The organism is Vibrio gigantis (assembly GCF_024347515.1).
Lineage (GTDB): Bacteria > Pseudomonadota > Gammaproteobacteria > Enterobacterales > Vibrionaceae > Vibrio > Vibrio gigantis.
This window is the reverse complement of sequence record NZ_AP025493.1, coordinates 1,522,348-1,546,934: the sequence shown is the minus strand read 5'-3', so window position 1 is coordinate 1,546,934 and position 24,587 is coordinate 1,522,348. Positions and strand designations below refer to the sequence as shown.

General features: G+C 44.0%; 24 protein-coding genes. 10 read left to right on the top strand and 14 right to left on the bottom strand.

Going from position 1 to position 24,587, the window contains the following annotated elements:
- Positions 1-11: 11 nt before the first annotated feature.
- From OCV56_RS22965 to ltnD, 6 genes are all read right to left on the bottom strand, one after another.
- Positions 12-1,196 carry a glycerate kinase gene (locus tag OCV56_RS22965; RefSeq protein WP_086714830.1) on the bottom strand — a complete coding sequence of 395 codons (1,185 nt, stop codon included), beginning with the start codon at positions 1,194-1,196 and terminating at the stop codon, positions 12-14.
- Positions 1,197-1,309: 113 nt separating this feature from the next.
- Positions 1,310-2,764: a GntP family permease gene (locus tag OCV56_RS22960; RefSeq protein WP_061016288.1), complete on the bottom strand. Its 1,455-nt coding sequence runs from the start codon at positions 2,762-2,764 to the stop codon at positions 1,310-1,312.
- Between the two features lie 160 nt (positions 2,765-2,924).
- Entirely contained in the window at positions 2,925-3,701 is a 777-nt protein-coding gene (otnI, locus tag OCV56_RS22955; RefSeq protein WP_086714829.1) for a 2-oxo-tetronate isomerase, read from the bottom strand.
- A complete protein-coding gene (gene otnC, locus OCV56_RS22950) occupies positions 3,701-4,348 on the bottom strand; it encodes a 3-oxo-tetronate 4-phosphate decarboxylase (RefSeq protein ID WP_190960441.1) in 648 nt (215 codons plus the stop codon). Before otnC ends, otnI begins: the two co-directional genes overlap by 1 nt.
- A gap of 11 nt (positions 4,349-4,359) precedes the next feature.
- Positions 4,360-5,616, bottom strand: a complete 1,257-nt coding sequence (otnK, locus tag OCV56_RS22945) for a 3-oxo-tetronate kinase (protein WP_086714828.1) — start codon at positions 5,614-5,616, stop codon at positions 4,360-4,362.
- Positions 5,617-5,618: 2 nt separating this feature from the next.
- Positions 5,619-6,533, bottom strand: a complete 915-nt coding sequence (gene ltnD / locus OCV56_RS22940; protein ID WP_086714827.1) for an L-threonate dehydrogenase — start codon at positions 6,531-6,533, stop codon at positions 5,619-5,621.
- 280 nt (positions 6,534-6,813) lie between these two features.
- Here ltnD and OCV56_RS22935 point away from each other — a divergent pair, with 280 nt between their 5' ends.
- Entirely contained in the window at positions 6,814-7,572 is a 759-nt protein-coding gene (locus tag OCV56_RS22935) for a DeoR/GlpR family DNA-binding transcription regulator (protein ID WP_086714826.1), read from the top strand.
- Between the two features lie 180 nt (positions 7,573-7,752).
- Positions 7,753-8,214, top strand: coding sequence for a hypothetical protein (locus tag OCV56_RS22930; protein ID WP_086714825.1), 462 nt, complete (start codon positions 7,753-7,755; stop codon positions 8,212-8,214).
- Positions 8,215-8,257: 43 nt separating this feature from the next.
- Here OCV56_RS22930 and OCV56_RS22925 read toward each other — a convergent pair whose 3' ends face one another.
- Complete coding sequence (locus OCV56_RS22925; protein WP_086714824.1) at positions 8,258-10,489, bottom strand: hypothetical protein; 2,232 nt, start codon at positions 10,487-10,489, stop codon at positions 8,258-8,260.
- A gap of 499 nt (positions 10,490-10,988) precedes the next feature.
- On the opposite strand from OCV56_RS22925, the gene OCV56_RS22920 reads away from it, so the two are divergent.
- Complete coding sequence (locus OCV56_RS22920) at positions 10,989-11,888, top strand: AraC family transcriptional regulator (RefSeq protein WP_086714823.1); 900 nt, start codon at positions 10,989-10,991, stop codon at positions 11,886-11,888.
- An 86-nt stretch (positions 11,889-11,974) separates the two neighbouring features.
- On the opposite strand, the gene OCV56_RS22915 is transcribed toward OCV56_RS22920, so the two are convergent.
- The 3 genes from OCV56_RS22915 to OCV56_RS22905 all read right to left on the bottom strand — a co-directional run bounded on the left by OCV56_RS22915 (position 11,975) and on the right by OCV56_RS22905 (position 13,813).
- Positions 11,975-12,313 carry a Fis family transcriptional regulator gene (locus tag OCV56_RS22915; protein ID WP_086714822.1) on the bottom strand — a complete coding sequence of 113 codons (339 nt, stop codon included), beginning with the start codon at positions 12,311-12,313 and terminating at the stop codon, positions 11,975-11,977.
- Positions 12,314-12,511: 198 nt separating this feature from the next.
- Positions 12,512-13,486 (bottom strand): Gfo/Idh/MocA family protein, encoded by a 975-nt coding sequence (locus tag OCV56_RS22910; RefSeq protein WP_086714821.1) that lies wholly within the window; start codon positions 13,484-13,486, stop codon positions 12,512-12,514.
- A 3-nt stretch (positions 13,487-13,489) separates the two neighbouring features.
- Positions 13,490-13,813, bottom strand: a complete 324-nt coding sequence (locus OCV56_RS22905; RefSeq protein ID WP_086714820.1) for a putative quinol monooxygenase — start codon at positions 13,811-13,813, stop codon at positions 13,490-13,492.
- 106 nt (positions 13,814-13,919) lie between these two features.
- Here OCV56_RS22905 and OCV56_RS22900 point away from each other — a divergent pair, with 106 nt between their 5' ends.
- Entirely contained in the window at positions 13,920-14,858 is a 939-nt protein-coding gene (locus OCV56_RS22900; RefSeq protein WP_086714819.1) for a LysR substrate-binding domain-containing protein, read from the top strand.
- 63 nt (positions 14,859-14,921) lie between these two features.
- Here the strand turns inward: OCV56_RS22900 and OCV56_RS22895 are convergent, their stop codons facing one another.
- Both OCV56_RS22895 and OCV56_RS22890 read right to left on the bottom strand, forming a co-directional pair.
- Positions 14,922-16,121, bottom strand: a complete 1,200-nt coding sequence (locus OCV56_RS22895; protein ID WP_086714818.1) for a winged helix-turn-helix domain-containing protein — start codon at positions 16,119-16,121, stop codon at positions 14,922-14,924.
- Between the two features lie 34 nt (positions 16,122-16,155).
- On the bottom strand, positions 16,156-16,803 hold the full coding sequence (locus tag OCV56_RS22890) for a DsbA family oxidoreductase (RefSeq protein WP_086714817.1): 648 nt from the start codon (positions 16,801-16,803) through the stop codon (positions 16,156-16,158).
- Between the two features lie 190 nt (positions 16,804-16,993).
- On the opposite strand from OCV56_RS22890, the gene OCV56_RS22885 reads away from it, so the two are divergent.
- On the top strand, positions 16,994-18,193 hold the full coding sequence (locus tag OCV56_RS22885; RefSeq protein WP_086714816.1) for an MFS transporter: 1,200 nt from the start codon (positions 16,994-16,996) through the stop codon (positions 18,191-18,193).
- Positions 18,194-18,283: 90 nt separating this feature from the next.
- On the opposite strand, the gene OCV56_RS22880 is transcribed toward OCV56_RS22885, so the two are convergent.
- Positions 18,284-19,081 (bottom strand): Cof-type HAD-IIB family hydrolase, encoded by a 798-nt coding sequence (locus tag OCV56_RS22880; RefSeq protein ID WP_086714815.1) that lies wholly within the window; start codon positions 19,079-19,081, stop codon positions 18,284-18,286.
- 293 nt (positions 19,082-19,374) lie between these two features.
- On the opposite strand from OCV56_RS22880, the gene OCV56_RS22875 reads away from it, so the two are divergent.
- From OCV56_RS22875 to OCV56_RS22865, 3 genes are read left to right on the top strand one after another with little or no spacing between them, the layout of a single operon-like run.
- Positions 19,375-20,781 (top strand): CHASE2 domain-containing protein, encoded by a 1,407-nt coding sequence (locus OCV56_RS22875; protein WP_086714814.1) that lies wholly within the window; start codon positions 19,375-19,377, stop codon positions 20,779-20,781.
- A 31-nt stretch (positions 20,782-20,812) separates the two neighbouring features.
- Complete coding sequence (locus OCV56_RS22870; protein WP_086714813.1) at positions 20,813-21,190, top strand: hypothetical protein; 378 nt, start codon at positions 20,813-20,815, stop codon at positions 21,188-21,190.
- The gene (locus OCV56_RS22865) at positions 21,190-22,803 is read left to right on the top strand and encodes a M48 family metallopeptidase (protein ID WP_086714812.1); all 1,614 of its coding nucleotides are present in this window, start codon (positions 21,190-21,192) and stop codon (positions 22,801-22,803) included. The genes OCV56_RS22870 and OCV56_RS22865 overlap by 1 nt, the downstream gene beginning before the upstream one ends.
- A gap of 47 nt (positions 22,804-22,850) precedes the next feature.
- Here the strand turns inward: OCV56_RS22865 and OCV56_RS22860 are convergent, their stop codons facing one another.
- The gene (locus tag OCV56_RS22860; RefSeq protein WP_086714811.1) at positions 22,851-23,396 is read right to left on the bottom strand and encodes a TetR/AcrR family transcriptional regulator; all 546 of its coding nucleotides are present in this window, start codon (positions 23,394-23,396) and stop codon (positions 22,851-22,853) included.
- 128 nt (positions 23,397-23,524) lie between these two features.
- Between OCV56_RS22860 and OCV56_RS22855 the strand changes: the two genes are divergently transcribed.
- Both OCV56_RS22855 and OCV56_RS22850 read left to right on the top strand, forming a co-directional pair.
- On the top strand, positions 23,525-24,061 hold the full coding sequence (locus tag OCV56_RS22855) for an HPP family protein (RefSeq protein WP_086714810.1): 537 nt from the start codon (positions 23,525-23,527) through the stop codon (positions 24,059-24,061).
- Positions 24,062-24,205: 144 nt separating this feature from the next.
- Positions 24,206-24,541, top strand: coding sequence for an ArsR/SmtB family transcription factor (locus OCV56_RS22850; RefSeq protein ID WP_086714809.1), 336 nt, complete (start codon positions 24,206-24,208; stop codon positions 24,539-24,541).
- Positions 24,542-24,587: the final 46 nt, after the last annotated feature.

Genomic DNA, 24,587 nt, shown 5'->3' with positions numbered 1-24,587 from the left:
TTGATATTGGTTTATTGTAAAATAGAAGCCCCTAATTTAAGCGTCGCAGCAATGTTTCTCGCCGTTCTTGTTAGGTTCACTTCTGCTTCTTTTAACACCTGATTGAGTGGCTGAGGAGAGCGTACTGTTCCAAACAAACTACTCATTTCACCATACAAAGCCTCGACTTCAGTACCCAGTGACCCGGCAATACCTATGGTTGGAATACCTTGTAAACTTGCACGCTTGGCAATGCCATAAGGTGTTTTGCCTTGCAGGGTTTGGTTGTCCATTTGTCCTTCGCCCGTAATCACAAGGTCAGCACCTTTCAGTATCTCATCGGCTTGTAATGCATCGAGCACCATCTCAATACCGGGTTTAATCTGCATATTGAATAGCAAGCTAAGCCCCATCGGCGTACCACCAGCCGCACCGTAACCAGTTCGCTTGTGAACGGGGTCACCGCCACTAGCACAACCCTGCGTTTCAGCGATTCGAGCAAAATTCGTAAGCGCCTTATCAAGCATCAATACTTGTTCTGGTGTCGCTCCCTTTTGAGGGCCGAAGATATGGCTGGCACCATTATCACCACACAATGGATTATCAACATCGCACGCCACAATCAACTCGACATCAGCGCAGCGCGAATCTAAACCTGTAAGATCTATTGATGCGAGTTCCGAAAGTGCATCACCACCTCGGCTAAGATCTTGTCCATTATCATCTTGCCCTTTATTATCTAACAAGCGCCCACCTAGAGCTTGAACAATACCCGCGCCACCGTCATTAGTCGCACTGCCACCCAATCCAAGAATGATCGTTTGAGCACCCTGCTCTATCGCTTCCAAAATCAATTGCCCAGTGCCGAATGAAGAAGCAAGCAATGGATTACGCAGCTCTGGCGAGATCAAGTCCAAACCTGATGCCGCAGCAATTTCAATCAATGCCGTCTTTTTTGGGTTGCTATCTGACGGTTCAAGCATCGCCCATTCAGCATTAATCAATTCCCCTAAAGGGCCTTCCACTTGATGTGTCCGCTTTTGCCCCGTTAAGCCTTGCAGTAAGACATCGACTGTACCCTCGCCGCCATCGGCCAAGGGCAGCGTTACGCACTCAGCGTCAGGGAAGATTTCACGAAAGCCTTTTTCAATACACGCCGCCACCGATACAGCCGATAAAGATTCTTTAAACGAGTCTGGTGCAATAACAATTTTCATACTGAGAGATCCAAAAGATGAGTAATTTTGATGAGTGCCCGATCCAAAAATGCCCCTATTGAAGATCAGCAAGCTAATCACTTAATAGGGGCAGTATATAAAGGTAAGCAGTATTAGTTAGTAATGGCTGTCTTTACTTGTGATTTCTCTTTGCTTTTTAGCCACACAAATACAGCACCTAGAACCGCAATTGGAATCAGTGGGTCGATCAACGTGCCGCCTTTACCAAACACTAGGTTAAGAATCATGATGATGCTTGCACCAATCGCCCATGCGATAGTTGAAGACACAGACCAGATCTTAATTTGGTCAGCCAGTTCAGTAATGCCTAACGTACGGTTGATGATGTGGAAGTATGAATCATTCAAATGAGAGAAGCCGACTGGGCCTACCGCACAAGCAAGCGCTACGAATACAGGATCTAAGCCTAGTGTCTCAACCAACGGTAGCGTCATTGTCGCTGCAACCATCATAGAAGCTGTTGCTGAACCTTGGATTAAACGAAGCATTGAAGCAATTGCTAGTGGTACAAGTAGAGGTGGAATACCGCTGCTCGCGATAGCTTCGGCTACTTGAGGACCAGCACCTGATGCTTTAAGCACGGCACCCATTGCGCCACCACAGCCAGTTACCACAAGAATTAGACCTGTAGTAGACAGAGCATCATCCATAGAGCTAACCATGTCTTTACGCTCAATGTGGCGAGTAAGACCGTATAGCGCCATAAGAACACCGATACCAACCGCAACCACAGGGTTACCAATTAATGAGATCACAGTGTGCATTACGCTATCACCCTGACCAACAAGCGTGTTGATTAGGATAAATGCGATTGGTAGTAGAATTGGACCGAATGATAAAAAGTTACTTGGTAGCTCTTTGTCATCTGTTTCTTTTACTTTCTCTAGGTTCGCCCAGTCAGCTTGGTTTGTGATCCAGTTTTCACCATTTGGTACGCGGTAGTATTCATTGCCTACGCGGCGGATGTAAATCATAGAAAGCAACATCATAGGGATAGATACCATCAAGCCCCACAGCATGTATTCACCTAGATCGACACCTAGAATACCTGCAACCGCAACCGGACCCGGTGTTGGTGGCACAAGCGCATGAGTGATCAGTAGGCCAAGCGCCAGAGTCACACCTAAACCAACCGCTGATTTACCTGTGTCACGTGAAATTGCGCGAACAAGAGAGTGTAAAATAATGTACGCAGAGTCACAGAAAACTGGGATAGCGACAAGTACACCTGTAAAACCTAGTGCTAAGTCTTCACGACCTTTACCACACAGCTTTACAAACGTTTTTGCCATTCTAACAGCCGCACCAGAACGCTCGAAACACGCGCCCATGATAACGCCGAACGCGATAATCAAACCAATACCACCAAGCACGCCACCAAAGCCGGCTTTAATTGCGTTGATCAGCTCTGTTGGTGCCATACCAGCGAATAGCCCCATGATGATACTTGCAATAATCATAGCAAGCGCTACTGGGATTCTTGTTTTAATGATCATGCCCATCATGGCTAAAATGCCAATTACGATGCCTATCAGTGCTCCATCCATTGTGTATTCCTTTCTGTATTATTTTTGTTGTGTAGGGTTTGCAAGCGGGAGACATACGTTCATCTCCCACTGCACTTTGTATGCTGCGATTTTTATTTTGACCGCTTTATCGTATTTTTAAGTGTTCAAGAATCAGTCTTAGTGCTCAAAAAGGCTGCCTTTATAAATAAGGTTTAACCCACCCCAAGCCTGCTTCAGTTGAGGCTCTCGGGTTGTATTCGCAGCCAATCCAACCTTGGTAACCTGAATCATCCAAAACATTAAATAGATGTGGGTAGTTCAGTTCTCCTTCAGAAGGCTCATGTCTTTCAGGTACCGAAGCAATTTGAATATGACCGGTATAAGCGGCAACTTCGCGAATCAAAGTACTTAAGTCACCATCCATGATTTGCGCGTGATACAGGTCGAGTTGCAGTTTCACATTTGGTCTATCAACCAACTTAATCAGTTCGACAGCTTCACGTTGATGCGCCACAAAATAGTTCGGAACATCACGGCTATTAAGAGGTTCAATCATCAATTCAATGCCTTGCTCAGCAAACTTATCAGCCGCAAAACGAATGTTTGAGATGAAGGTTTCAACGTGTTGTTGCTTAGTAAAGTTCTCATTCAATATGCCCGACATTGCATGGACTTTTTTACAGCCCAGAGCTGTCGCGTACATAAGCGCCGTATCAACACTGGCTTTAAATTCCTCTTCACGACCTGGAATAGCGGCAAAACCACGCTCACCCGCATCCCAATCACCTGGAGGCATGTTAAAAAGCGCCTGCTCAAAACCGTATCTGTCCATTTTCTCTGCTAGTTCTTCTGCTTCAAACGCATAAGGGAATAGATATTCCACCGCTTTGAAGCCCGCTTGGTGCGCTTTTTCAAAACGATCTAGAAACGGCACTTCAGTGAATAACATGGTTAGATTTGCTGCGAACTTAGCCATTATTTACCTCTCCCTTTTAGGTCCATGACTTCTTCGTCTGTCAGGTAACGGATATCTTTATCTTTCAGAAGAAATGCCAATTTAGCGGTCTCTTCTAATTCTTCGGCGTTATCTACGGCATCCACAAAATCAGTGCCAGTGACGACAGGTCCGTGGTTTGCCAATAAAAAGGCTCGATAGTCGCCAGCTCGTTTTGCCAACTCTTCTGCGATTTGCGGATCCCCCGGACGTAGGTAAGGAATCACAGGTAACTCACCAATTCGCATCACAAAGTACGGCGTAAACGCCTTAATCGCATTGTTGCGATCCAACCCTTCAAGGCATGACAGCGCCGTAAGATACGTAGAATGCAAGTGAACAATGGCATTGCATAGAGGATTATTACGGTAAATCGCTAGGTGGAACGCCGCTTCTTTCGAAGGTTTCTTACCTGAAATGTGGTTGCCGTCGATATCAACAACAGACAATTCCTCAGCGACAAGGCGGCCAAATGAAGAGCCTGTTGGTGTTGCCAAGAAGTGTCCATTTGGCAATTTGATCGACAAATTGCCCGCCCCACCTGTCGCATAGCCTCGTTCGAACATTGAACGAGCGAGCGTCACCATTTGCTCTCTTAACTGTTGCTCGTTCATCAAAATTTCACTCATCTGAATCTCGCTTATGAAAAGAATGATTGCGCTTTAGCGAAGAAGTTTTCATCTCCGAAATTGCCCGATTTAAGCGCCAGTGAAAGCTCACCTTCAACCGATTTCACCCAAGGCACACCCGGTGCAATTTGAGGACCGATATGAAAACCTTTCACCACTAAGCTCTGTGTCACTACGCCTGATGTTTCACCACCAGCAACGATGAAGTTTTTCACTCCATGTTGTTGTAGTTTGATCGCCAGTTGGCTAAAGAACTGTTCAACGGCGTGACTTGAAGCTTGCGCGCCATACTCTTCTTGAATCGCTTTAAGCACGATAGCATCTGCGGTTGCGTAAACTAAAGGTGCAAACTCGCCTCGGTTATTGGTCATCACCCAATCGAAGACTTCATCGGCATATTGGTCATTGGTTAAGCAGGCCTTTACATCGATAGCAAAGTGAGGGGCAAGTTGCTTATATACCGCAACTTGTTGGTTAGTCATCACTGAACAAGAACCTGAGAACACAACCGTTGGTGCTTTTACTGGGCTGCCTGCGTGTTTTGCATCGCTTTGGTCAGCAAGATGTTCTGTCCAATTTTTAGCGATACCTGCGGCTAGGCCTGAGCCACCTGTGATTAGCTTCAGAGATTTCGCGGCTTGACCTAGCGTCACCAAGTGCTCTGCATTGAATGCATCAACTACCGCGTAGCGATTGCCTTGAGCTTTTAATTCGTCAAAACGGGTAGTAATAGCATCAGAACCTTGTTCAATAGTCTGGAAGTTAACTAAGCCAGAAACGCCCTCTGATTGTGCATCCATCATTCGAACAACACTTGAATCTGTCATTGGTGTAACAGGGTGATTACGCATACCTGAATCACTCAATAACTCACCAAAAACAAACAAGTGACCGTTGTAAACCGTGCGACCGTTTACAGGCAATGCAGGGCAAACGATAGTGAAAGATTCTCCAAGCTCAGCCAAAAGCGCATCTGTTACAGGACCGATGTTGCCCTCAGCGGTACTGTCGAACGTTGAGCAATATTTAAAATAAAACTGTTGGCAACCTTGAGATTGAAGCCATTTAAGCGCAGCAACAGAATCAGTTACCGCTTCGTCAACTGGGCAAGAGCGAGATTTAAGGCTGATCACCACAGCATCTGCTGATGCGTCAAAGTCTCCCGTTGGAATCCCGTTCAATTGAACAGTACGCATACCGTTTTCAACCAAGAAACCAGCAATGTCTGTTGCACCTGTAAAGTCGTCTGCAATAACACCTAATAACATGATTATTTCTCCCCTTTTGACGAGTCAACGCCAGGAAGGTCAATACCTTGGAATACTTTAATCACAGCACTATCATCTTCTTGGCCAAAGCCAGCATTACTCGCACTAACGAACATGTTCAATGCTGCACTTGATAATGGGAGTGGGAATTTTAGGTCTTGAGCGGTATCCGATACCAAGTTCAAATCTTTTACGAAGATATCGACCATAGATTTTGGAGAGTAATCACCATCAACAACGTGCTTCATACGATTCTCGAACATCCAAGAGTTACCCGCTGCGTTAGTCACTACGTCATACATCAGGTCTAGAGGGATATTCGCACGAGCAGCTAGTGCCATTGCTTCTGCACCCGCCGCAATATGAACACCTGCAAGTAATTGGTGAATGATTTTCACTGTCGCACCAAGGCCAATCGCTTCACCGATGTTGTAAACTTTTGCCGCTGTCGCATTGAGTACAGGAGCCAGTGCTTCGAATGTACTTACGGCGCCTGAGGCCATGATAGTCATTTCACCGGCTTCTGCTTTTACTGCACCGCCGGAAACTGGCGCATCAAGCATCACAAGATCATGTTCAGCTAGCTGAGTTTCGATTTGTTTAGCGTCTTCTGCTGAGATCGTTGCCGAAACCATAACTGGTGTGTTCGGTCTAAGTGCTGCCGCAAGGCCAGTCTTAAACAGTACCGTGTTAACTTGAGCTGCATTCACAACCAATACCAAAACAGAATCCAGTTTGTCTGCAAACTCAACGGCATTCGTCGATACCGCTTTCGCACCATATTCACCCAGAGTTTCAAGCGCTTGCGGATTCAAATCGAAACCATATACATCAAGCCCTGCACGCACGCATGACTTAGCTGCGCCCATACCCATAGAACCTAAACCGATAACACCAACAGATTGAACTTCATTCATAGCAAGATGCCTTTCACGTAATTATTGAATTCTAGATTTGTTAATTCTTGTTTATGTTTGTGATTATATGTGAAGCAACCGAGTGCGACTTAGTGATAAGTCACACTTTTAACAATAATTAACACGTATGGGTGATTTACCCCTTTTGAGGCATTAGATAATGGTAATTTCCGCAACAATCACAGTTCTTATTGCTATATCACAACAGATATTCACAGATATTCACAAAACAACGAAAGGTTGATAGGATGATGAAAAATAAGAACATAGAAGAAGAATCATGATTCCAGCAGAACGTCAGAGAACCATTTTGTCACTATTATCACACCAAGAAGTGATCAGTATTTCTGAGCTTGTTGATCACCTAGAGGTGTCTCATATGACTATTCGTCGAGATATCGTAAAGCTAGAGACATCAGGAAAAGTGATTTCAGTTTCGGGCGGTGTTCAGCTGACCAAAGCACTTCACAGCGAGTTGTCACACGACATAAAGGTAGAGCAACAAGCAAGTGAAAAGGCTCAGATAGGTCAACTAGCTGCTCAGTTGGTTCCTGAGTATTCAACTATCTACTTAGATGCCGGAACAACCTCTTTGGAGATCGCCCACCAACTTGCAGGGCGAGATGATCTGCTTATCATCACCAACGACTTCGCAATTGCCGCCTACCTAATGAACAACACACAATCTGAGATTTACCATACTGGTGGCAAGATTGACCGTGAAAATCAATCGAGTATTGGGGGAAAAGTGGCAGAGTTCTTGGCAGGGATGAATATTGATATTGCATTTATCTCTTCTTCATCTTGGAATCTAAAAGGGCTCTCAACACCTTGTGAAAATAAGGTATTGGTCAAACAAGCCATTGTACAAGCAGCCCATACTAACTATCTGATTTCAGACTCAACCAAATACGGGCGTATCGCGACCTTCCACGCCTTAGATTTAGGTGCGCTTGATGGCGTAATCACCGACATTGATCTTTCGGGCAGTGTGATTGATGAGCTTCAAGATAAAGGCATTAAGGTCATTAATTCGTAACTGATCACCCCATCAAGCTTCAGGCTCACCAACCAAATATTCAGAGTCTGAATACTCCCAATCAAAAGCATCTATTTATCCAGTCGATAAAAATAATTCTTACAATTAAGTGTTTATATTCATTAATAATATTGGCTGCGGGCGGCATAATAGCCACGAATCCTATTAACGAGTTTGATTATGTTCTATAAGCGCCTTTTGGTATTGGCTTTACCACTTACTTTTGTGTTTCCCATCCATGCTGAAACGTTTGGTGAGCGAATGGAGCGCATCGAACAAGAGAATGCGCTAGCGAAAACCATGAGTGAAGAACAAGTTGAATTGATACAAAAAGTCGTACAGAGCAACCACTGCGCTAAAGTGGCGTTAACCCATCACCAACGTATTTTAGGCCAATATAAGGTTGAGACATCTTCTTCTGAGCTATTCATAAAATGGCGTCAACTCGGAAAACAGTTAGACGACCAATACGAGACGGATTACCCCGGCTACCCTAAGCATGTTTTTCAGGAGTATCCAGCGGCTTCAAGTAAAGTCGATGGTTACCTATTTGCACTGATCGACAACGGTTTAAACGAACAATCTTGGATCGCCAAAGAGTTCAAGCACTGCAAAAAAAATAAGTTAATTTCCCAAACCTAAGCTATAGTTTGTCCTGATTCGAGACTGCTCATTCACATTAGCACTAATAAAGTAAGAACAGCCCTTCATAACCACCTATTTCTATTTGAGTGACATACTCTCCGATGTTGCCGTTTTCATCGACAGGCTTCATCGGCACGTCTAATACAATCGCTAGCTTCTCTGTCTCATAAAAGCTCGCATTCTTACCGTGGAAATCCGTACGGTACAACACTCGCCCTTTATCGAACTCTCTCGCCAACACCATATCTTCAGGGCCACCAGCCACAACTTTTTGCTCTGACTGGTGTAAGAAATAGGTATACGTGGGCAATACATGTGTCATTCCATCGGGTAAGTCTGCATGTACCATTTCATTCATCGATGAGTCGCCCACAATGGTGTAATCCGCAGGTACAGGCGTACTTGTCGAAAGCATCAGGGGAATTGCTTCGAAGCCTTCGGGAATAAGATTGCTCGGCTCGCCCAAATCGACCACCAATAGCGCACTTGGTTGATAGGCGACGTTTTTGGGTACCCCACTCTTCCAGAAGTTGTCTTGAGTGGTGTTGTCACTCCCATAGACATAGCCATTGTTCCATTGATTAAAATAGCTGTGTTGCGCGTGATGACTAAGGTAGTAAATAGCCAACGCTGAATATTGGTCCTGTTTCCAGTTCTGTTCACTGCTCCCAAAAAAATGAATCCTACCGAAACGGGTCGTAGCTTGGAAAATCACACTTTGATCGGCATACGCTAATGCGGAGTTATCCCAAAACTTCGAGATACCTGAATAGCCACTAAAACCAGTCGACGGGAACAAATAATGCTCTCTAAAATACAAAGAGCCTGCCTCAACTAGATGAGATTGACCATTGCGTCCAAGTAAGTTGGCCGTCCCAATATTCAAACCTATCAAGGCATCATGGTTAAGATCTGCGAGGCTTTTTAAGAAAGTTGAGAATTGCGCTTTATACAGACCATCAGCCTCAGCAGAACCAACCATCAATCCAAGCTCTTGCACCGTGCCCCCAGAATGAACATAGAACTGATTTTCACCAAGCAGTTTATTGGTGTCATCGTTATAAGCACCATTTAGCCCCTGCTCTGCCCAGTTTTTCTGATAGTAAGCGTGAACCGCCGATAGGTAATTGAGATTGGCGACATTAGCTAGCGCCCATGAGGAACTCTGGCTCCACATTCGCCCAAATGGCACCACGCGCGACTCCCAACGAAATCGAGCGGTGGCATTTTTATTGGTGCGATTTTTATATTCATTTTGCGACAAGTAATTGTCTTGATTAAGATCAGCCGAGACATCAAAACCACGGATCTTACGCCATTGGCTGATAGTATTCCCGCCTGGCGTTGTGGTTGGAGCATCGGTCAATTTAACGGTTGGAAAACTGTTTTTAAGTTTCACTTCCTTTAAGCGCGGCCTGTCATCTGCGTTATCACCTTGCCAGCGGATTCTAATCACATACAGATGCCCGCCGTCGCGTACAAACGTCGAGCCAAAATACTGGCCGCCGCCATAACTCGCACCACTACCATCATGGGTTGTCGCCCTTACCCAATCAGGTGGAAGGTTCCATAGCACTGACTGGTTCTTGGTCATATTGAGGGTTTTGTCTTTCTTTAAATCCAACACAGACCACTGTGATACCTTCCCATGGGCATCCACTTCGATTGGGTATTCAAGCCAAAACTGACCACCAGATGCAAACTGAGAGAACTTCAGCGTCAATCTATCGAACTGCTCTGCGTGATACACATAAAGCGCACCGCCTTGCTCGAAACTCTCAAACACATCCGCATCCCAAGGCGGTTGTTGATAGAGCCAGAACCCTGCGTGGTCTTCACTTGCGGTATAACCGACGATCATAGGTTTTCGATTAAGAAGGGTGTTTTCACCGTGGCTTTTATCGACTTCAGCAATCACCGTATCTTCAGAGAAATGCAGAAAGAAGTCTTCATAATTGGCATCGTTTAGCGCTGCGTTATTGCGAAGATCGTTTTCTAACCAGCCAGAGTTCATCTCCAACTTTTGGTTGTACATGTAACCAATCGCAATAATTCGTTCATTGTCGGATTTGTCTGCATAAGAGCCAAACACGATGTCGTTATTGGTAATTTCCCAATCAATAACGTCACGTTCAGACATTGGAGAGTTGTCTAAATCTACAGCCTGCTGATGTGATCCGGGTAAAACAATCGCAGTGCCTGCAGCAAAAGAGTCACTAGCGGTTAGGTATGAAAGAATGAGAGCTAGTAACCATAAAATGTAGATTTTCATTATTAAATTGTCCTAATCGATACAGCCGTTACTCGAAATACGAGACGAAAAGTCAGCCAACTTACGTGTCAATTTAGGAATCAAAATACGCAAAAAGTATCGGTTAGAAATGTGCATTGTTCAAGCGTCAAGGTGCCTTGTTAACTCGCTATCCCAAAGCGACTTGGAATACCCGAATTAAGTCAGCATGTTAGAAAGAAAGCTAAAAACTTATAATCTTAATTTTGCTGACAAGCCAAGTATTCGAGTGTCACAATTCTCTGCTTCACTTTTTCTCATTATGAGAATTAAGTCGAACAAGCAGTGAACGCACGATAGCCAAAAAGGCAACTCAGTTTGGGAGAAGTTAACCTTGTTGAACGAAGGGAAACGGAACGTAGGGATTGGATTTTCTGCATCTAATCTCAGTTTCAATGCCACTCTATTGAAACTCAATTGGGATAGGTTAGTCTCGGAGTCTATATAAGAACAATGGCAATAGAGGGGGGTAAATAAAGCAATGTACGTTGACTATCATAAGCGGCTGATTCCCGTTATACGCTATCTAGAGAAGCACTTTAACGAACCACTCAACCTAATCGAAGTCGCGGCGTTAGCCAACTTTTCACCCTACCACTTTCATCGCACTTTTAAGGCCGTTCAAGGCGAAACGCTTGCTGATTTCATTCGCCGATTGAGACTGGAAGCGGCAGCTAATGATCTCTTCAAATCCAAGCAGCCCATTATTAATATCGCATTGGACTATGGGTTCTCATCGTCTCAAAGTTTTGCAAAGGCATTCAAACAGCACTTTGGTGTCACACCGAGTGCATTCCGTGATTGTGAAGATTACCAAGCGTTCAGCGAGTTAACTCGAAATAGCAAGATTGGACACACGTTGCGCAAGAATGGAAACGATGCTGGTGCTGGCAATTCATATACTGACTCCGAACGAACAACATGGAGTATGACAATGAAAACGCAACAATTCGAACCATCAAAACTAGCGTATGTACGAGTGACTGGCCCTTACGGACAAGGTTATGAAGAGCCAAGCGGTCGTCTTTATCAATGGGCCGAAATGAAAGGGTTAGCAGGGAACAGCTGCATCTTTATCTATCATGACAATCCGGAAATAACACCGAATGATAAATGCCGTACTGACATCTGCTTGATGGTTTCAGACGACACTGAAGTACCAAGTGGGATCGAATTGAAAGATTTCCCCGGTGGACAATATGCAGTGATGCGCCAAACAATCACCGAGCCAAGTCAATACGCTAAAGCGTGGGACGATCTCATGCGTAAGGTAATAGAATCCGGCCTAGAAACCGAAGATCGACCTTGCTTTGAGCTTTATCACAGCTACGATCCGCAAACTCAACATTCAGACGTTAGCTTCTGTACTGCAATTAAATAATAAGAGTAAATACCGTTACAAAGCCTACCTCGTGTAGGCTTTCGTCTCTTCAGTTCGCTTTCCAACTAGCGCTGTGATAAAGCTCCTTAAAGCCTCTGGTTCCACTTCCCTTGATGGTCACGGTCGCAATTTTCTTGTGTATCGTAGCTGATGTGCTTGTCAGTATTCTTCAGTTGAATCCCAACTTGATTGAACGCTTTTTGGATAACCCCTGAGACATCCTGCTGACCGTCACCATTCAAAAAATTCGTTCTATCCTGATTGGTATCGAATACACAGACGATTTTCAAACTTTGCGGAAATGAAGAGAAGTTGACCGAGTGAGTCACCCACAAAAAACCATCGAAGCCTTTTAGCGTGTCTTCACAAACGTCAGTTAGCACATCTCTGATTTGGTTTTCGATCTTCTTATCTGATTTACGCATAAAGCAAACTTCCTATTTAACACCTTAAAAAATAAGGTTTTTCGGTCAATGTAGTCTCAACCGATATTGGACACTGCGACTGTTTCAAATGCAAAGTATTTGTTGGGAATTATTGGCTAGAGGGTTTAGAGAAACGCCCCATACTTGATAACGTACGAGGCATCAAACATGAGGCAGATACAGGGTTTGGTTAAGGCACTAGCCCGCCGCTTGTTCCCAGTCAGTCAGTAACTTCATGATTACGCGAGAGTCTTGATGAGTTGCCATTGGTGCTGTGAGTTGTGTGTCACCTTGCTCAACCGCTTGGCGGATATTGCGCACTTGATAATGGAAGCCGTCACCTTGCGCTTCGACTTTCACTTCGCGTTTCGACGTTTCATAAATCTCAACCGTGAATGTGTTTTCTTCGGTCGGTAACCATGGGTTAGTGTCGAGAATGATACAGCCTTTACTGCCTAAAATCGTAAAACCATGCTTTAAGCCGTGGTCTTCTGCAGTATGGATTTGCGCAGTGAATTGGCCATTGAATCGCATCATTGCTGACGACTCGCAGATATTGCCATCTTGACCACGTCGACCAATTGCTGATATCTGCACATCATCAAACACACTCTCACCAAATTGCTGCTGCGCGACAGAGTGGATCAGCGACATTGGGTAACAACCTAGGTTATACAACGCGCCTTTGCTCGCAGGATTCACGAACTGGTCAATCGCAGCAACATAAGACCCTTGAATTGAGCGCACCTCACCAATTTCTCCGGTTGCCAGCTCTTGATGAAGCTTGGCGATCAGTGGATGGTTTAGATACATCAAACCTTCTGCGAAAAACACACCCGCTTCTTTTACCGATTGCAGAGCTTGTTCGGTTTTTTCCATATCAACCGATAACGATTTTTCACACAGAATCGCTTTGCCTTTTTGAGCGGCTTTAATCACGTATTCATGGTGAACGTGGTTTGGTAGAGCAATGTAGATGATGTCGACTGACTCATCTTCAATCAAAGCTTCATAGCTGTTGAAGGTTCGTGTTGGTTGGTACTGCGCAGCAAACTCATTAAGCGTTTTTTCTGTGCGCCCAGCGACGGCATACAACTCACTTTGAGCATCACCTTTGATCGCATCCGCCATGACACCCGAGATAAAGCTGGTTCCTAGGATTCCCCACTTCATTGCTTATTTCTCCTGCTCTTGTGTTTTGATAGGTCCACATTGAGTTTCAAATACTTGTACTAATTCTGTTATATCACGCTCGATAAACGCTTGCGTATGAGGCATACCAAAGTGCTGATTAATTGCTTCACGGTTTGCGTATTGCTCAAGCAGAATCACGCGATCGCTTTGGTTTGGGTCATAGGTTGCTAATGCTTGTAGGCAACCCGGTTCACTCTGCATGTCTCGACAAAACTGTTCGATGGCTTCAATCGCAATCTCACGATCAATGTTGGTTTTAATCTTAAGTTCGGCAGTAACAAAGATGGTTTCGTTTGTTTGAGGCATTTCACGCTCTTATTTTAGTTAATTATCGGTTTGCCATTAATATAATTAACCCCTAATAATTGATAAACTCACCTTTTGTTTATTATTTATCAACCAAGAGTGTTTAATGGATAAGTTAACTAGCATGAAAGTCTTCGTTTACGTAGTGGAGCAAGGCAGCTTTCGCAGTGCTGCCAACCACTTCAACCTGTCGGCGACCATGATCAGTAAACATGTCCATCATCTTGAATCGAGCCTCAACTCTCAGCTGATTCATCGCACTACGCGTAAGCAATCTTTAACCGATTCAGGGCAGCTTTACTATAGAGAATGTAAACGGATTCTTGAAGACATCAGCAATGCTGAAAACCTGATTCAGACCTTGGAAAACCAGCCACAAGGCACGGTAAAAATAAACTGCCCAGTCACCTATGGGAACAAAGTGCTTGCCCCGATAGTGGCGAGGTTCCTTGCTAATCACCCAACGATTAATGTCGAACTCGTGCTGAACAACGATCTTGTTGATCCCTACTCTTCGGATATTGATTTGATTGTGCGAATTGGTGACTTGTCTGACTCCAGTTTAGTCGCCAGATACTTAGGGGATTACGAGATGTGTTACTGCGCTGCTCCTGAGTACCTAAACCAACATACAGAGATTCGTGTATTAGAAGATCTCGCACAACACCCATCGCTTGGGTTCAGTTATAGCAGTCGTCGTGATGTGAATGGTCGTGATACCCAACTACGCAATACCCAAAACAGTGAGTCGCAACTCCTAGCCCCTAAGAACCACCAAGCAACGCATAACACGGGGAATAAAGGGCAGGTGCGTTTGATGTCTAACAATGGGGATGTGTTGCGATATGCCGCCCTACAAGGCGTGGGCGTGCTGTTACAGCCGACTATCTTAGTTGCCGAAGAGATTAAGCGTGGAATGCTATTGGAGATCTTGCTCGGCATGGCACCGTTGCCAAAGCCGATTCACCTACTCTATAAAACCAAGCAACTGTCTCTGAAGAACAGAACCTTTGTCGAGTTCTTGTTAGCCGAGCTTTCTAAATAACTAGGGTGATTAAAGTAACTAAGGTGGGCTGCGTTACTAATGGCTTTGAAGCAACGATGAAGGTTAAAGCGTTTGCCAATGACTCATCAAGTAACTGCCAAGGCCAGAAGGCGTAGTATTGTGAACGACCATCTCATCACATTGGTTGAACACCATGAAGTGTTTAAGCTCATCAGATAAGGCATGAATCAACGACTCATGGTTTTTGATTCTATCTTCCACAACCAAGTTACGAATATTGAGTAAACGACTCTTTCTGTCGACCTTGCAATCCATTCGCGCCACCAGCTCTCCTTGCCATAGAATCGGCAAACTGAAATAACCAAACTGGCGCTTGGCTTCAGGAACATAGCACTCAAGAAGGTAGTCAAAGTTAAACAGTGATTGCATTCGCTTACGTTGAATCAACAGATTATCGAACGGAGAAAGTATCTTTAACTTGGTTCGTGATAGTGGCTGATTCAGTAACTCAAACGCATTAGGCAACACGTAGTAATCAGCACCTTGAACATCAGCTTTCACCATTCGCTTGTCTTCAAGCATATGTTGGAGTGTCTTCTGTATCAGTGGCTTGGTGTTCTTGAGTAGATAGCTTATTTCCGATGCGATTCCCACACCGTTCGCTTCCAAATAACGAGTAATCAGATGCCCAATGTACTCCTGCTCCGTCGGTTCAGAGGTATCAATGCCACTCGGCACAACTCGCTCGGTTAGGTCATACACCTTATGAAAGTTCACTCGGCTTGGCACCATGAGGTCGCCTTGCATAAACAAAGTCTCTAGCGCCTGTTTGGCTGGTTTACCGCCCCATCCGCCGGGGTTTGGTCTATCGCCTTCAAAATCTTTCGCCATTAATGGCCCTTCGTTCTCAATGCGTTTGAGAACATATGCCATGAGGGTCTCATCTTTTTTATACCAATGCTTCAGCTTACCGCTTGCGAACGCGTTCTTTCGATGCAAACTGAAACGGTAATCTCGCATTGGTAAATACGCAGCAGCATGCGACCAATACTCAAATACCTCTCGACGCTCTAACAACTTATCAAGATGGCTAAGTTGGTAATCTGGATTACGATTCCACAGCGTATGATGGTGGGCTCGCTGTATCACCGAAATAGTATCAATTTGCACATAACCAAGATTTTCAATCGCAGACAGCGTGTTCGCCAAAGCTCCGCCATTACGTTTCTTTTTAGGCGGTAGCTTTTGCGATAGCAGTACAATTTTTTTCGCTTGTGCGAGTGAAAGTGAAAGTGATTCCATGAACTCCAGACTTTAATTGATAGCAATGACCAGCTTATGATTCAACAATAAGCTCTTGAAGAATCTGCTTGTACGTTTCAACCGTCTGCGCGCCAGTGACTGCACTCTTGCGGTTAAATACCACGGTAGGAACCGCAGAGATCCCCATGCGTTGCCATTCGAACTCTTGCGCTTCTATTTGCTTTAAGTTGTCGATGTTCTTTAAGCGTTTCAGTGCCTTCGTTGCATCTAAGCCAACCGCTTTAAGCTCTTGCGCAATAACATCCAGATCTGACAGGTCTTTCTGCTCTGAAAAATGCGCTGTGAAGAAGCGTAGCTTCAAATCAGTCTGTTTTCCGTAAGCTAGAGCAAAATCAAGCAGCACATGTAAGTGGCGTGAATTCACCATTCTCATGCTGTCATAAAAATTGAAATCGAACCCTACCGCTTTGCCACGAGCCGCCAGTTGCTCGCGTGAACGCTGACTTTCTTCTGCACTAGAACCGTATTTTCTCATGATATGCTCACGCAGGTTTTCACCCTCTTGCGGCATATCTGGATTCAACTCAAACGGCTGCCATTCAAGTTCAATCTGTTGCTCTAGCCCAAGCTCTGAAACGGCTTGCTCTAAGTTTTTGTAACCGACGACGCACCATGGGCACATTACGTCAGAAATAATATCGAGTTGAAGTTTCTTACTCATCGTCATTCCAAATATCGTTAATAAGGCAGATCCAATACAAGGTGGATATCCGTGTTGCCATTAAGACTACAACAATCTGAACACTCGTTCAAATACCAGCATATTCGCTCTCAAATTTCTCTCAATTAACCTTGACTTAAAGTTAGCTTTAAGTTGTAGAGTGATACAAAACAGAGACGATGAGAGAGATATGAAAAGAAAAACACCACCCTACCTTACCGGACGCTTCTTTGATGGCATTAGCTCGGGGCTATTTATGTTGGCACTTCCTTGGTTAATGCTAGCAACGCCCAATATGGGCACTTTTGTTGCGCTCACGGCTCTGGTTTGTACGATCACCACTTTTCTTGCTACGCCCTATTTTTCAGCCTTGATCGACCGCCATTCTCGTAAAAATATTTTGATCATCGCGCAGGTAATCCAGGCTTCAACCGCATTTATTGTCGCTGCAATTTACTGGTTTGGCGTCGGTTCTATTGTCGTCTTGGGTGCCGCTCAACTCATTTTTTGGGTTTCAAGTAGCCTCGCCTGGCACACCAACAATGCCTTTACGCAAGAGAATTACGACCACCATGAATATGCCAAGATTTCGAGTCACCAAGAGATTATTTTGCAGTCAACAACCTTGGGTGCTGGCGCTCTTGGCGTTGTGTTACTCGAGCAGTGGAGCATTATTGAATTTGCGATTTTTGCAGGTATTGCCTCGAGCATTTCAGCGGTAAGTTACCTGGTGACACCTTACAGAAGACAAATCACGGAGAGTGTGAATACACCATTCAAACAGCAATTGGTCGAAATTAAAGATGTGTTCTCTCAATCGCCTCAATTTTATGGTTTCCTGATCGTTTCTTGTCTCTCATATCCGATGGTGACCTTTTTAAGCCGCTTAATTCCGATTTGGTTTTCAGAACTGGATATCACCGGAGACTGGCTTGCACTTTACAATATCTCTCTCGGCATGGGGGCACTGATTATTGGGGTATCTTTACCACTGATTCTGAAGTCTGCATCTCACAAAACAATCATCCAAATAGCGATGTACATCATCGGACTCTCTTTATTGTTGATGAGCCAAGCAGAGAATCCTGCGTATCTTATTGTTCTTACTTTTATTTTCGGTGCATTCAACGCACTCAATAGAATTGCCCGAACCAATTGGATGCACCATGCGGTAGCAATAAAACAAAGAGGAAGAGTAGATGGAGGGCTAGCGCTGTTCGCCACCTTAACCCAGAGCTTAAGTTATGTGTTGATTGCCGTATTGGCGCAAGCCGATGCGATTATTTATAGTTTTACCATTGCTGGAACCGTGGTTCTGGCTGCCACATTTTGGATGGGTAAACTTGGCAGACAAATCAAGCCAGAATGTACCTTAGCGAATCAATGTTAAGGCGAGTTTTCAAATTCAAGATTTCCAATAAAAAAGCCGGCTCATGTTAGTGAGCCGGCTTCAATATAAATCTAAAAAGGATTTCGAACGTTACGCGAGAAGCTTCTCCAACACTTGGAATACGCCTGCATCAACATTACTTGGCGCACCAAAACGAGCAATCTCTTTCAGTTTTGGATGTGCATTTTCCATCGCATATGAGTGGTAACTTTCTTTAAGCATCTCGTAATCATTTAGGTAGTCGCCAAAGCTCATGGTCTGTTCGTAAGTGAAACCTAATGTGTTCTGGAGATGCTTAATTGCCGCCCCTTTTGAAGCCTCAGCATTCATCACATCCAACCAAATTTTTGCGCTTACAACCACTTGGTAATTCTCACCAAACTTAGCGTCGATACTTGGGTTTACTTTCTCTTGTGAGCCGTCAAAGTGGCAAATAGCAACCTTGATAAATTCATCTTCAACCGCCAACAGGTCTTCTACTTGCTCACGGCGATGGTAGTACTTAGAGATTTCTTCTAGAGCACGCTCGTCTTTGGTTTCGATGTATGCCGACTTCTTACCACACAGCACAACATGAGCCCCTTCGATAGCACGCGCTTCTTTGATGATATCTTTGATGGCATCTGTATCTAGCAAGCAGCTGTAGAGTTCTTCGCCTTTATGCATCACTAATGTGCCGTTTTCAGCAACAAACATCATGCGATCTTTAATAGGAGCAAAAGTTTCCATTAAACTGTAATACTGGCGACCCGATGCCGCAGCAAAAATGATGTCTTGAGCCTCTAGTCGCTCGTAGAGGTTAAAAAATTCTGGGTCTAATTTTCCGTGTTCATTAAGCAGAGTGCCGTCCATATCAGCAGCGATAAATTTGATGTTCTGTTGTGGCATTTCAGATACTTACCTTAAAATTGTAATGAGTCCACAATGTCGTGGGCAAGTCGTTGATTATATCTCAATCTAACCTAATTGCTCCCCTCTAACACGATTAAATAACTAACATAAAAATCAATAAAAAGTGAGAAAACTGGGACTCATCATTAACTTATTGTTCCCTTTATAAATACGCCATACTTTTGTGATATTACTCCCATAAAAACACCACTGGCAGTGTTATTTTGCACAACTTTGCAATGAGTTGTTCACCTATATATTGCTTATTTATAATTTATGGTTGTTGATTAATGTTTTTTAGCTTCGAAATATTCCTTAAAGCCCTAATCACAACGAGCCTGATATTAGTCGTCTTCATTGTTGACCCACTTGGAATCAGAAACTCCGCCGAAGACCACTATGAAGATCATATTCTAAGATTATGGTCTCCATTCTTTAGTGAAACAGTTTCTGAAGACATCGTAGTTGTATTAATTGATGACCAATATATAGAAGAAACCAACACTTACCCGGTTAGCTACCGAAATCTTGCCCGGCTACTTAAAACTATCTCACGTTACGAACCACAATCCATGTTCTACGATATTCTTCAACATCATGAGCATTCCGATAATCTAAAGCGTTGGTTGCGCATGCTGGATAACCAGAAGTTCCCCATTTTCATGGCCAGCAACACCAATTATGACACTGAACAAAGACTTAATGATCCGGAATCACTAAGACACAAAATAGCAAATGTCGCACAACTGGCAGCAGTATCTTGGAGTGGTGAAGGACGATACTACCCGTTGTCTGTCCCATGGAATGATAAGACAATGAACACCGTTGCGGCTGCGATGTATCAAGATTGGTGCGCACGAGACAAACAGTGCGATACCACATCCATCGGCAATATGGATGACGCGGTCATTGTCCAATGGAGCAACAAACACGCTAGTAACCAGGAGTCATTTTTTCCACTTGGGTTTGACTGTGGAGAACACACCAGCCAGTTTCAACAGTTAAAAGAGTTACTTGTCGTAAGCCTTACTCAAGGCATACAAGACCAAAATGATGTCGATGCCACGCTCAGAAAACGCTGTCCGCCCTTTCTTACCATTGCAGCTTCCAAGCTCAGTGCTCCTGGTGCAGCTGGTTCACCTGAACTAAAACAAGCCATTAAGGGAAAAATGGTACTCGTTGGTTACCATGTTACTGGTGGTGTCGATCTAGTTGTTTCACCCGTTCACGGCACGCTTCCTGGGGTCTACTTTCATGCTATGGCACTCGATAACCTAGTCACACTTAAAGATGACTACTGGCGTTCCCCTGACGACACTGGGTTATTTAACCTAAGTATTGCAGATATGGTTGAGATTTCAGTGCAAACCATCGTTCTATTTTTAGTCATTTGGTTTCGCTTTAACTTTCTAGAACAACAAGAAAGTCTGCAATTCAATGAAAGGCAAAAACTTTGGGGCGCTTTCGTTCCGATGATAATCATCATTGCTGTCATCGCCATTTCAGTTGCCATATCTCACTTTGTACTTAACGTCGGTGCACCTAATTGGTATGGATTGGTTCTGATCATTTTTATCGATTTGCCGGTGTTTTTCTTCTTCATATTTGAAGCTTTCAGACCAAAACTCGAAATATATCGAGAGAAAGCCTGTGTATTCGCAAAAACAGCCAAGCATAAATTAAGAAAAATACAATAAACACATAATATTCAGTAAATAAGGAACATTTATGAAACTATTATCAACGCTAGTTCTAGGCTTATCATTAGGTTTTTCGACATCAGCAGCCATGGCGGAAGACCACGTCAAGATTATTGACTTTTTAGTCGATAATGTTTGGGTGTGTGACAAGAATAATGAATGCGCAGACGTATCAACGAAGACTTTACCTGACCCAACCCAAAGTGGGCTCATTGTTGAAAACTATGACCGCAAAGAACAGATGGTAATGGTCAAAATTGATGGCCAAGAAAAATGGTTTGACCAAATCGAAGTGCAGCTCAATAAAACTGCGGTGGCCAGTGTCGTATGTAGCACACAAGTCATTAGTGCCAAAAGTGACAGTGGTACTTACGCAACCCTAGGTTTAGGTGAGGGGTGTAACTAATGAAGAAACTACTTTGGCTAGCTGCGCCTTTATTAATATCAGGATGTGCCGTCGACAGCCTCAATAATCTTGTAGGCAGCAAATACGAATCTTTCGATGGTAAATACATCGACCAACACCTTGGTGAAACAAATTCTCCAAAGAAAAACACCGAGGCGAGCGCTGAGTTTGCGAATATAGTCAACACGCGTGCCGCTGCCGATAAAGACCTGATCGCAAACCCATACGTTAATAAATACCTAGAAGGTATCTTAGCTAAAATTCTTAAGCAGTGGGACCAACCTGTCGATAACGACATTGCCATTATGGTCTCATCTGACCGCAGCTACTCTGCTTACGCAACACCTAATACCATCGTCATCACTCAAGGCGTATTAGCCGATGCGGAATCTGAAGATGAGGTAGCGTTCATTATTGCACATGAGCTTTCCCATATTTTACTTAAGCATAACGACACCAATGAATACTTTGCTAAGCAAAGCGCTTTAGTCAGTAAAACAGCAAACATAGCAATGAGTACCGCACTCATCACTGATATGAAAACGGAAAAAACAAACAATGGTTACAAAATAACTAACCAAAATAAAAGCTCGACCAAAAACCTAATTAAAGACTCCTACCGTGCGGGTTTAACCATTAACCGCTTAAGTCGAGACGTTATTAGCTCTTCAATGAGCCGTAATGCTGAAGATGAAGCAGATCTACTCGGCATGGATCTCTTAGTAAAAGCGGGGTACAGCCCAAGAGCCTTCTCACCAGTACTTGAACGACTAGACAGTAGTCAGAAGTTTACAACAGCTCAGCTCAAGGAAAAAAAACAAGACTTTCAAAGCTTTGTTAGCCTAGCGAGTGATGCGGGTAAGCACTTATCCAGTGAAAACAAATGGAGTAACTTAGGCTATTTAGCTGCAAATGAAGCTGGCACTCAGCTTTTGCAGAGCTTTTCTGCCAGACATGCCTCTCCAATAGATCGCAAGAAAGACCTATCAGCTTACGTTAAACGTGAATATAGAAAAGAGCGTAAAAGATACGTGTCATCGACTGAATTCGAAAGGGTGGTAAAAAACGGTAAAGGCAAGCAGATCCAACAGAACTATTGGTATGCATCCGAGGCTTTTAAAGCCTTAGAGTTTGGCGATATAAAAACGGCAGAAACGCTCGCAAGAAAAGCAGTATCTGGTCCAACTAAAAATCATGCTTACCCGCGTTTAGCTTTCTATGGAGTACGAAAAGCACAAAACTTAGACTCGAAAGCACTGCAGAATCTAGCCCTGATCAAGAACTGGGACTACGCCTCAATTCAAACTTTCACGTTAGCTGCACAATCTTATCGCGAACAGAAAAAGCCAACCAACTCGCTCAAACTTCTCGCAAAAGGTGAACAAGTTATCGGAACCCAAGTCCCGTTCTTCCCCGAGTACATTGCAGCACACAAAGCATTAGGAAATGACACCCAAGTGGCGGAGCTTCTTACACAATGTAAGGGACTAAGTGAAAGTAATATCGTTGCTCAATGCCATAACAGTGCAGGAGTTGCGATTCCACAAAGCGCAGAATCAAGTAGCAGCCTAATGGATTCTTTTAATTCTTTAACCTCGTTGGTAGAACTTTAATCACAATAGGCACCGGTAAAAGATTTTATTATTGGTGCCTTCATTTGCTAAGGGGTCACTCCTGCCAACTTCAACCAAACTTCACGGTAGTCTTGCCTATTAGCCTCGCTTCCCTGAAACTCACTTCGAACAATCAGCCCCTCTAGAAAGACCATCATCATTTCAGGTCGCACGTCATGAGGTTTCTTTTCCGGAAGCAACGACACAATAAATTCTTTCAACCATGATTTGTGCTGTTGTGAAAGCATCGCAATGTCATCTTCCGATTCTTTAAATTCGGCGAGTGCGTGCATGAACATGCAACCTTTAAAGTCAGGCTGTTCAAACCAAGCAAAGTGCCAATCTAACAGTGCATTCAGTTGGTTTTTCAATCCGGAGGTGGATGACAGTGCCGCTTCTAAACTCGATTCGAAGCGCCGGTGACGCCTAGCCAGAACGGCTTCAATCAGTTTAGCTTTTGAACCAAAGTGACGGTACATAGACGTCTTAGAAACTGCCGCTTCATCTCGAATCATATCCACTCCAACAGCAGTATAGCCAAGACGATTAAACAAAGATTCAGCCACATCTAAGATCAGTTCTTTCTTACTCATCCAATCCACTCTATCAATTAAGGTCGCAAAGTTTTTCGTTGTAATGAGTGTACAGATCTGTATCATCCAAATCAAACGGTACAGATCTGTACACTCTTAAATATTACTCTTAAACGAGGAGCTACGTGATGATCAGAAAACTAACTGGTGGCGGAGAACTACCTCCCAAAGCAACACTAAGCCAACTACTAAAAGGCTTTGTCGGTGGTACGGTAGGCATATTGATCTTGTGTTTACTTGCTGAGCAATCACAAGTGCCATGGTTAATGGCTCCATTCGGCGCGACGTGTGTTTTACTGTTTGCAGTGCCAGCGTCACCACTTGCTCAACCACGGAACATCATTGCTGGCCATTTCATATCAGCTGCTGTCGGCTTATTAGCACTGTATGGCTTTGGTGACTCTTATCTCGTGATGTCTTTTGCAGTGGGTAGCGCGATCTTTTTGATGCAATACTTTCGCGCGGTTCATCCACCTGCAGGCGCTAACCCGATTGTTATCGCGTTAGCAGGCACATCTCTTGTAGATTGGACTTTCCTGTTTACGCCCGTTTTACTGGGCAGTATCGCGCTCGTTTTGGTTGGTACTATGCTCAATAACACTTCGACTCAACAGAGGTGGCCACTCTATTGGATCGGGAAGTCGAACGCAGGCAATAATCGCTAGCTTACTCATGGGTAAGGTAGCTAGTGGGATTTAAGGTAGCTCGTGAAATTTACTCTGACTTTTAAAATTCGCGTTGACCGCTAAAACAAATAGGCTTACTATTAATCGTCTTTTAACGATTGGTAGTAAGCGAGCCCACTAAATATGACTACAACATGCCAAGCAACAGATAGCCGTTCTCTGCCTCCAAGTAACGCCGAAGCAGAAAAAGAAATGGCGGCGTTGGCAAAAGCACTCGCTCACCCAGCGAGAATTCGCATACTTAGTATCTTGTCCGCGTTAGAAAAGTCAGGCGGCTGCTTGAACAGTGATCTGGTTAGTGAGTTGGGCTTAGCTCAATCAACAGTATCAGAGCACTTAAGAATATTGAAAAACTCAGGTTTCATTACTGCTGAGTCAATTCCGCCTAAGATGTGTTACCGCATCGACCGCAACAATATTCAACGCTTCGAATCGGTTTTTAACAGCATTTTGAAATAGAAGTTCACGCTTAAACGATTGGCTTAATGGCCTTTACTTTTAAGCG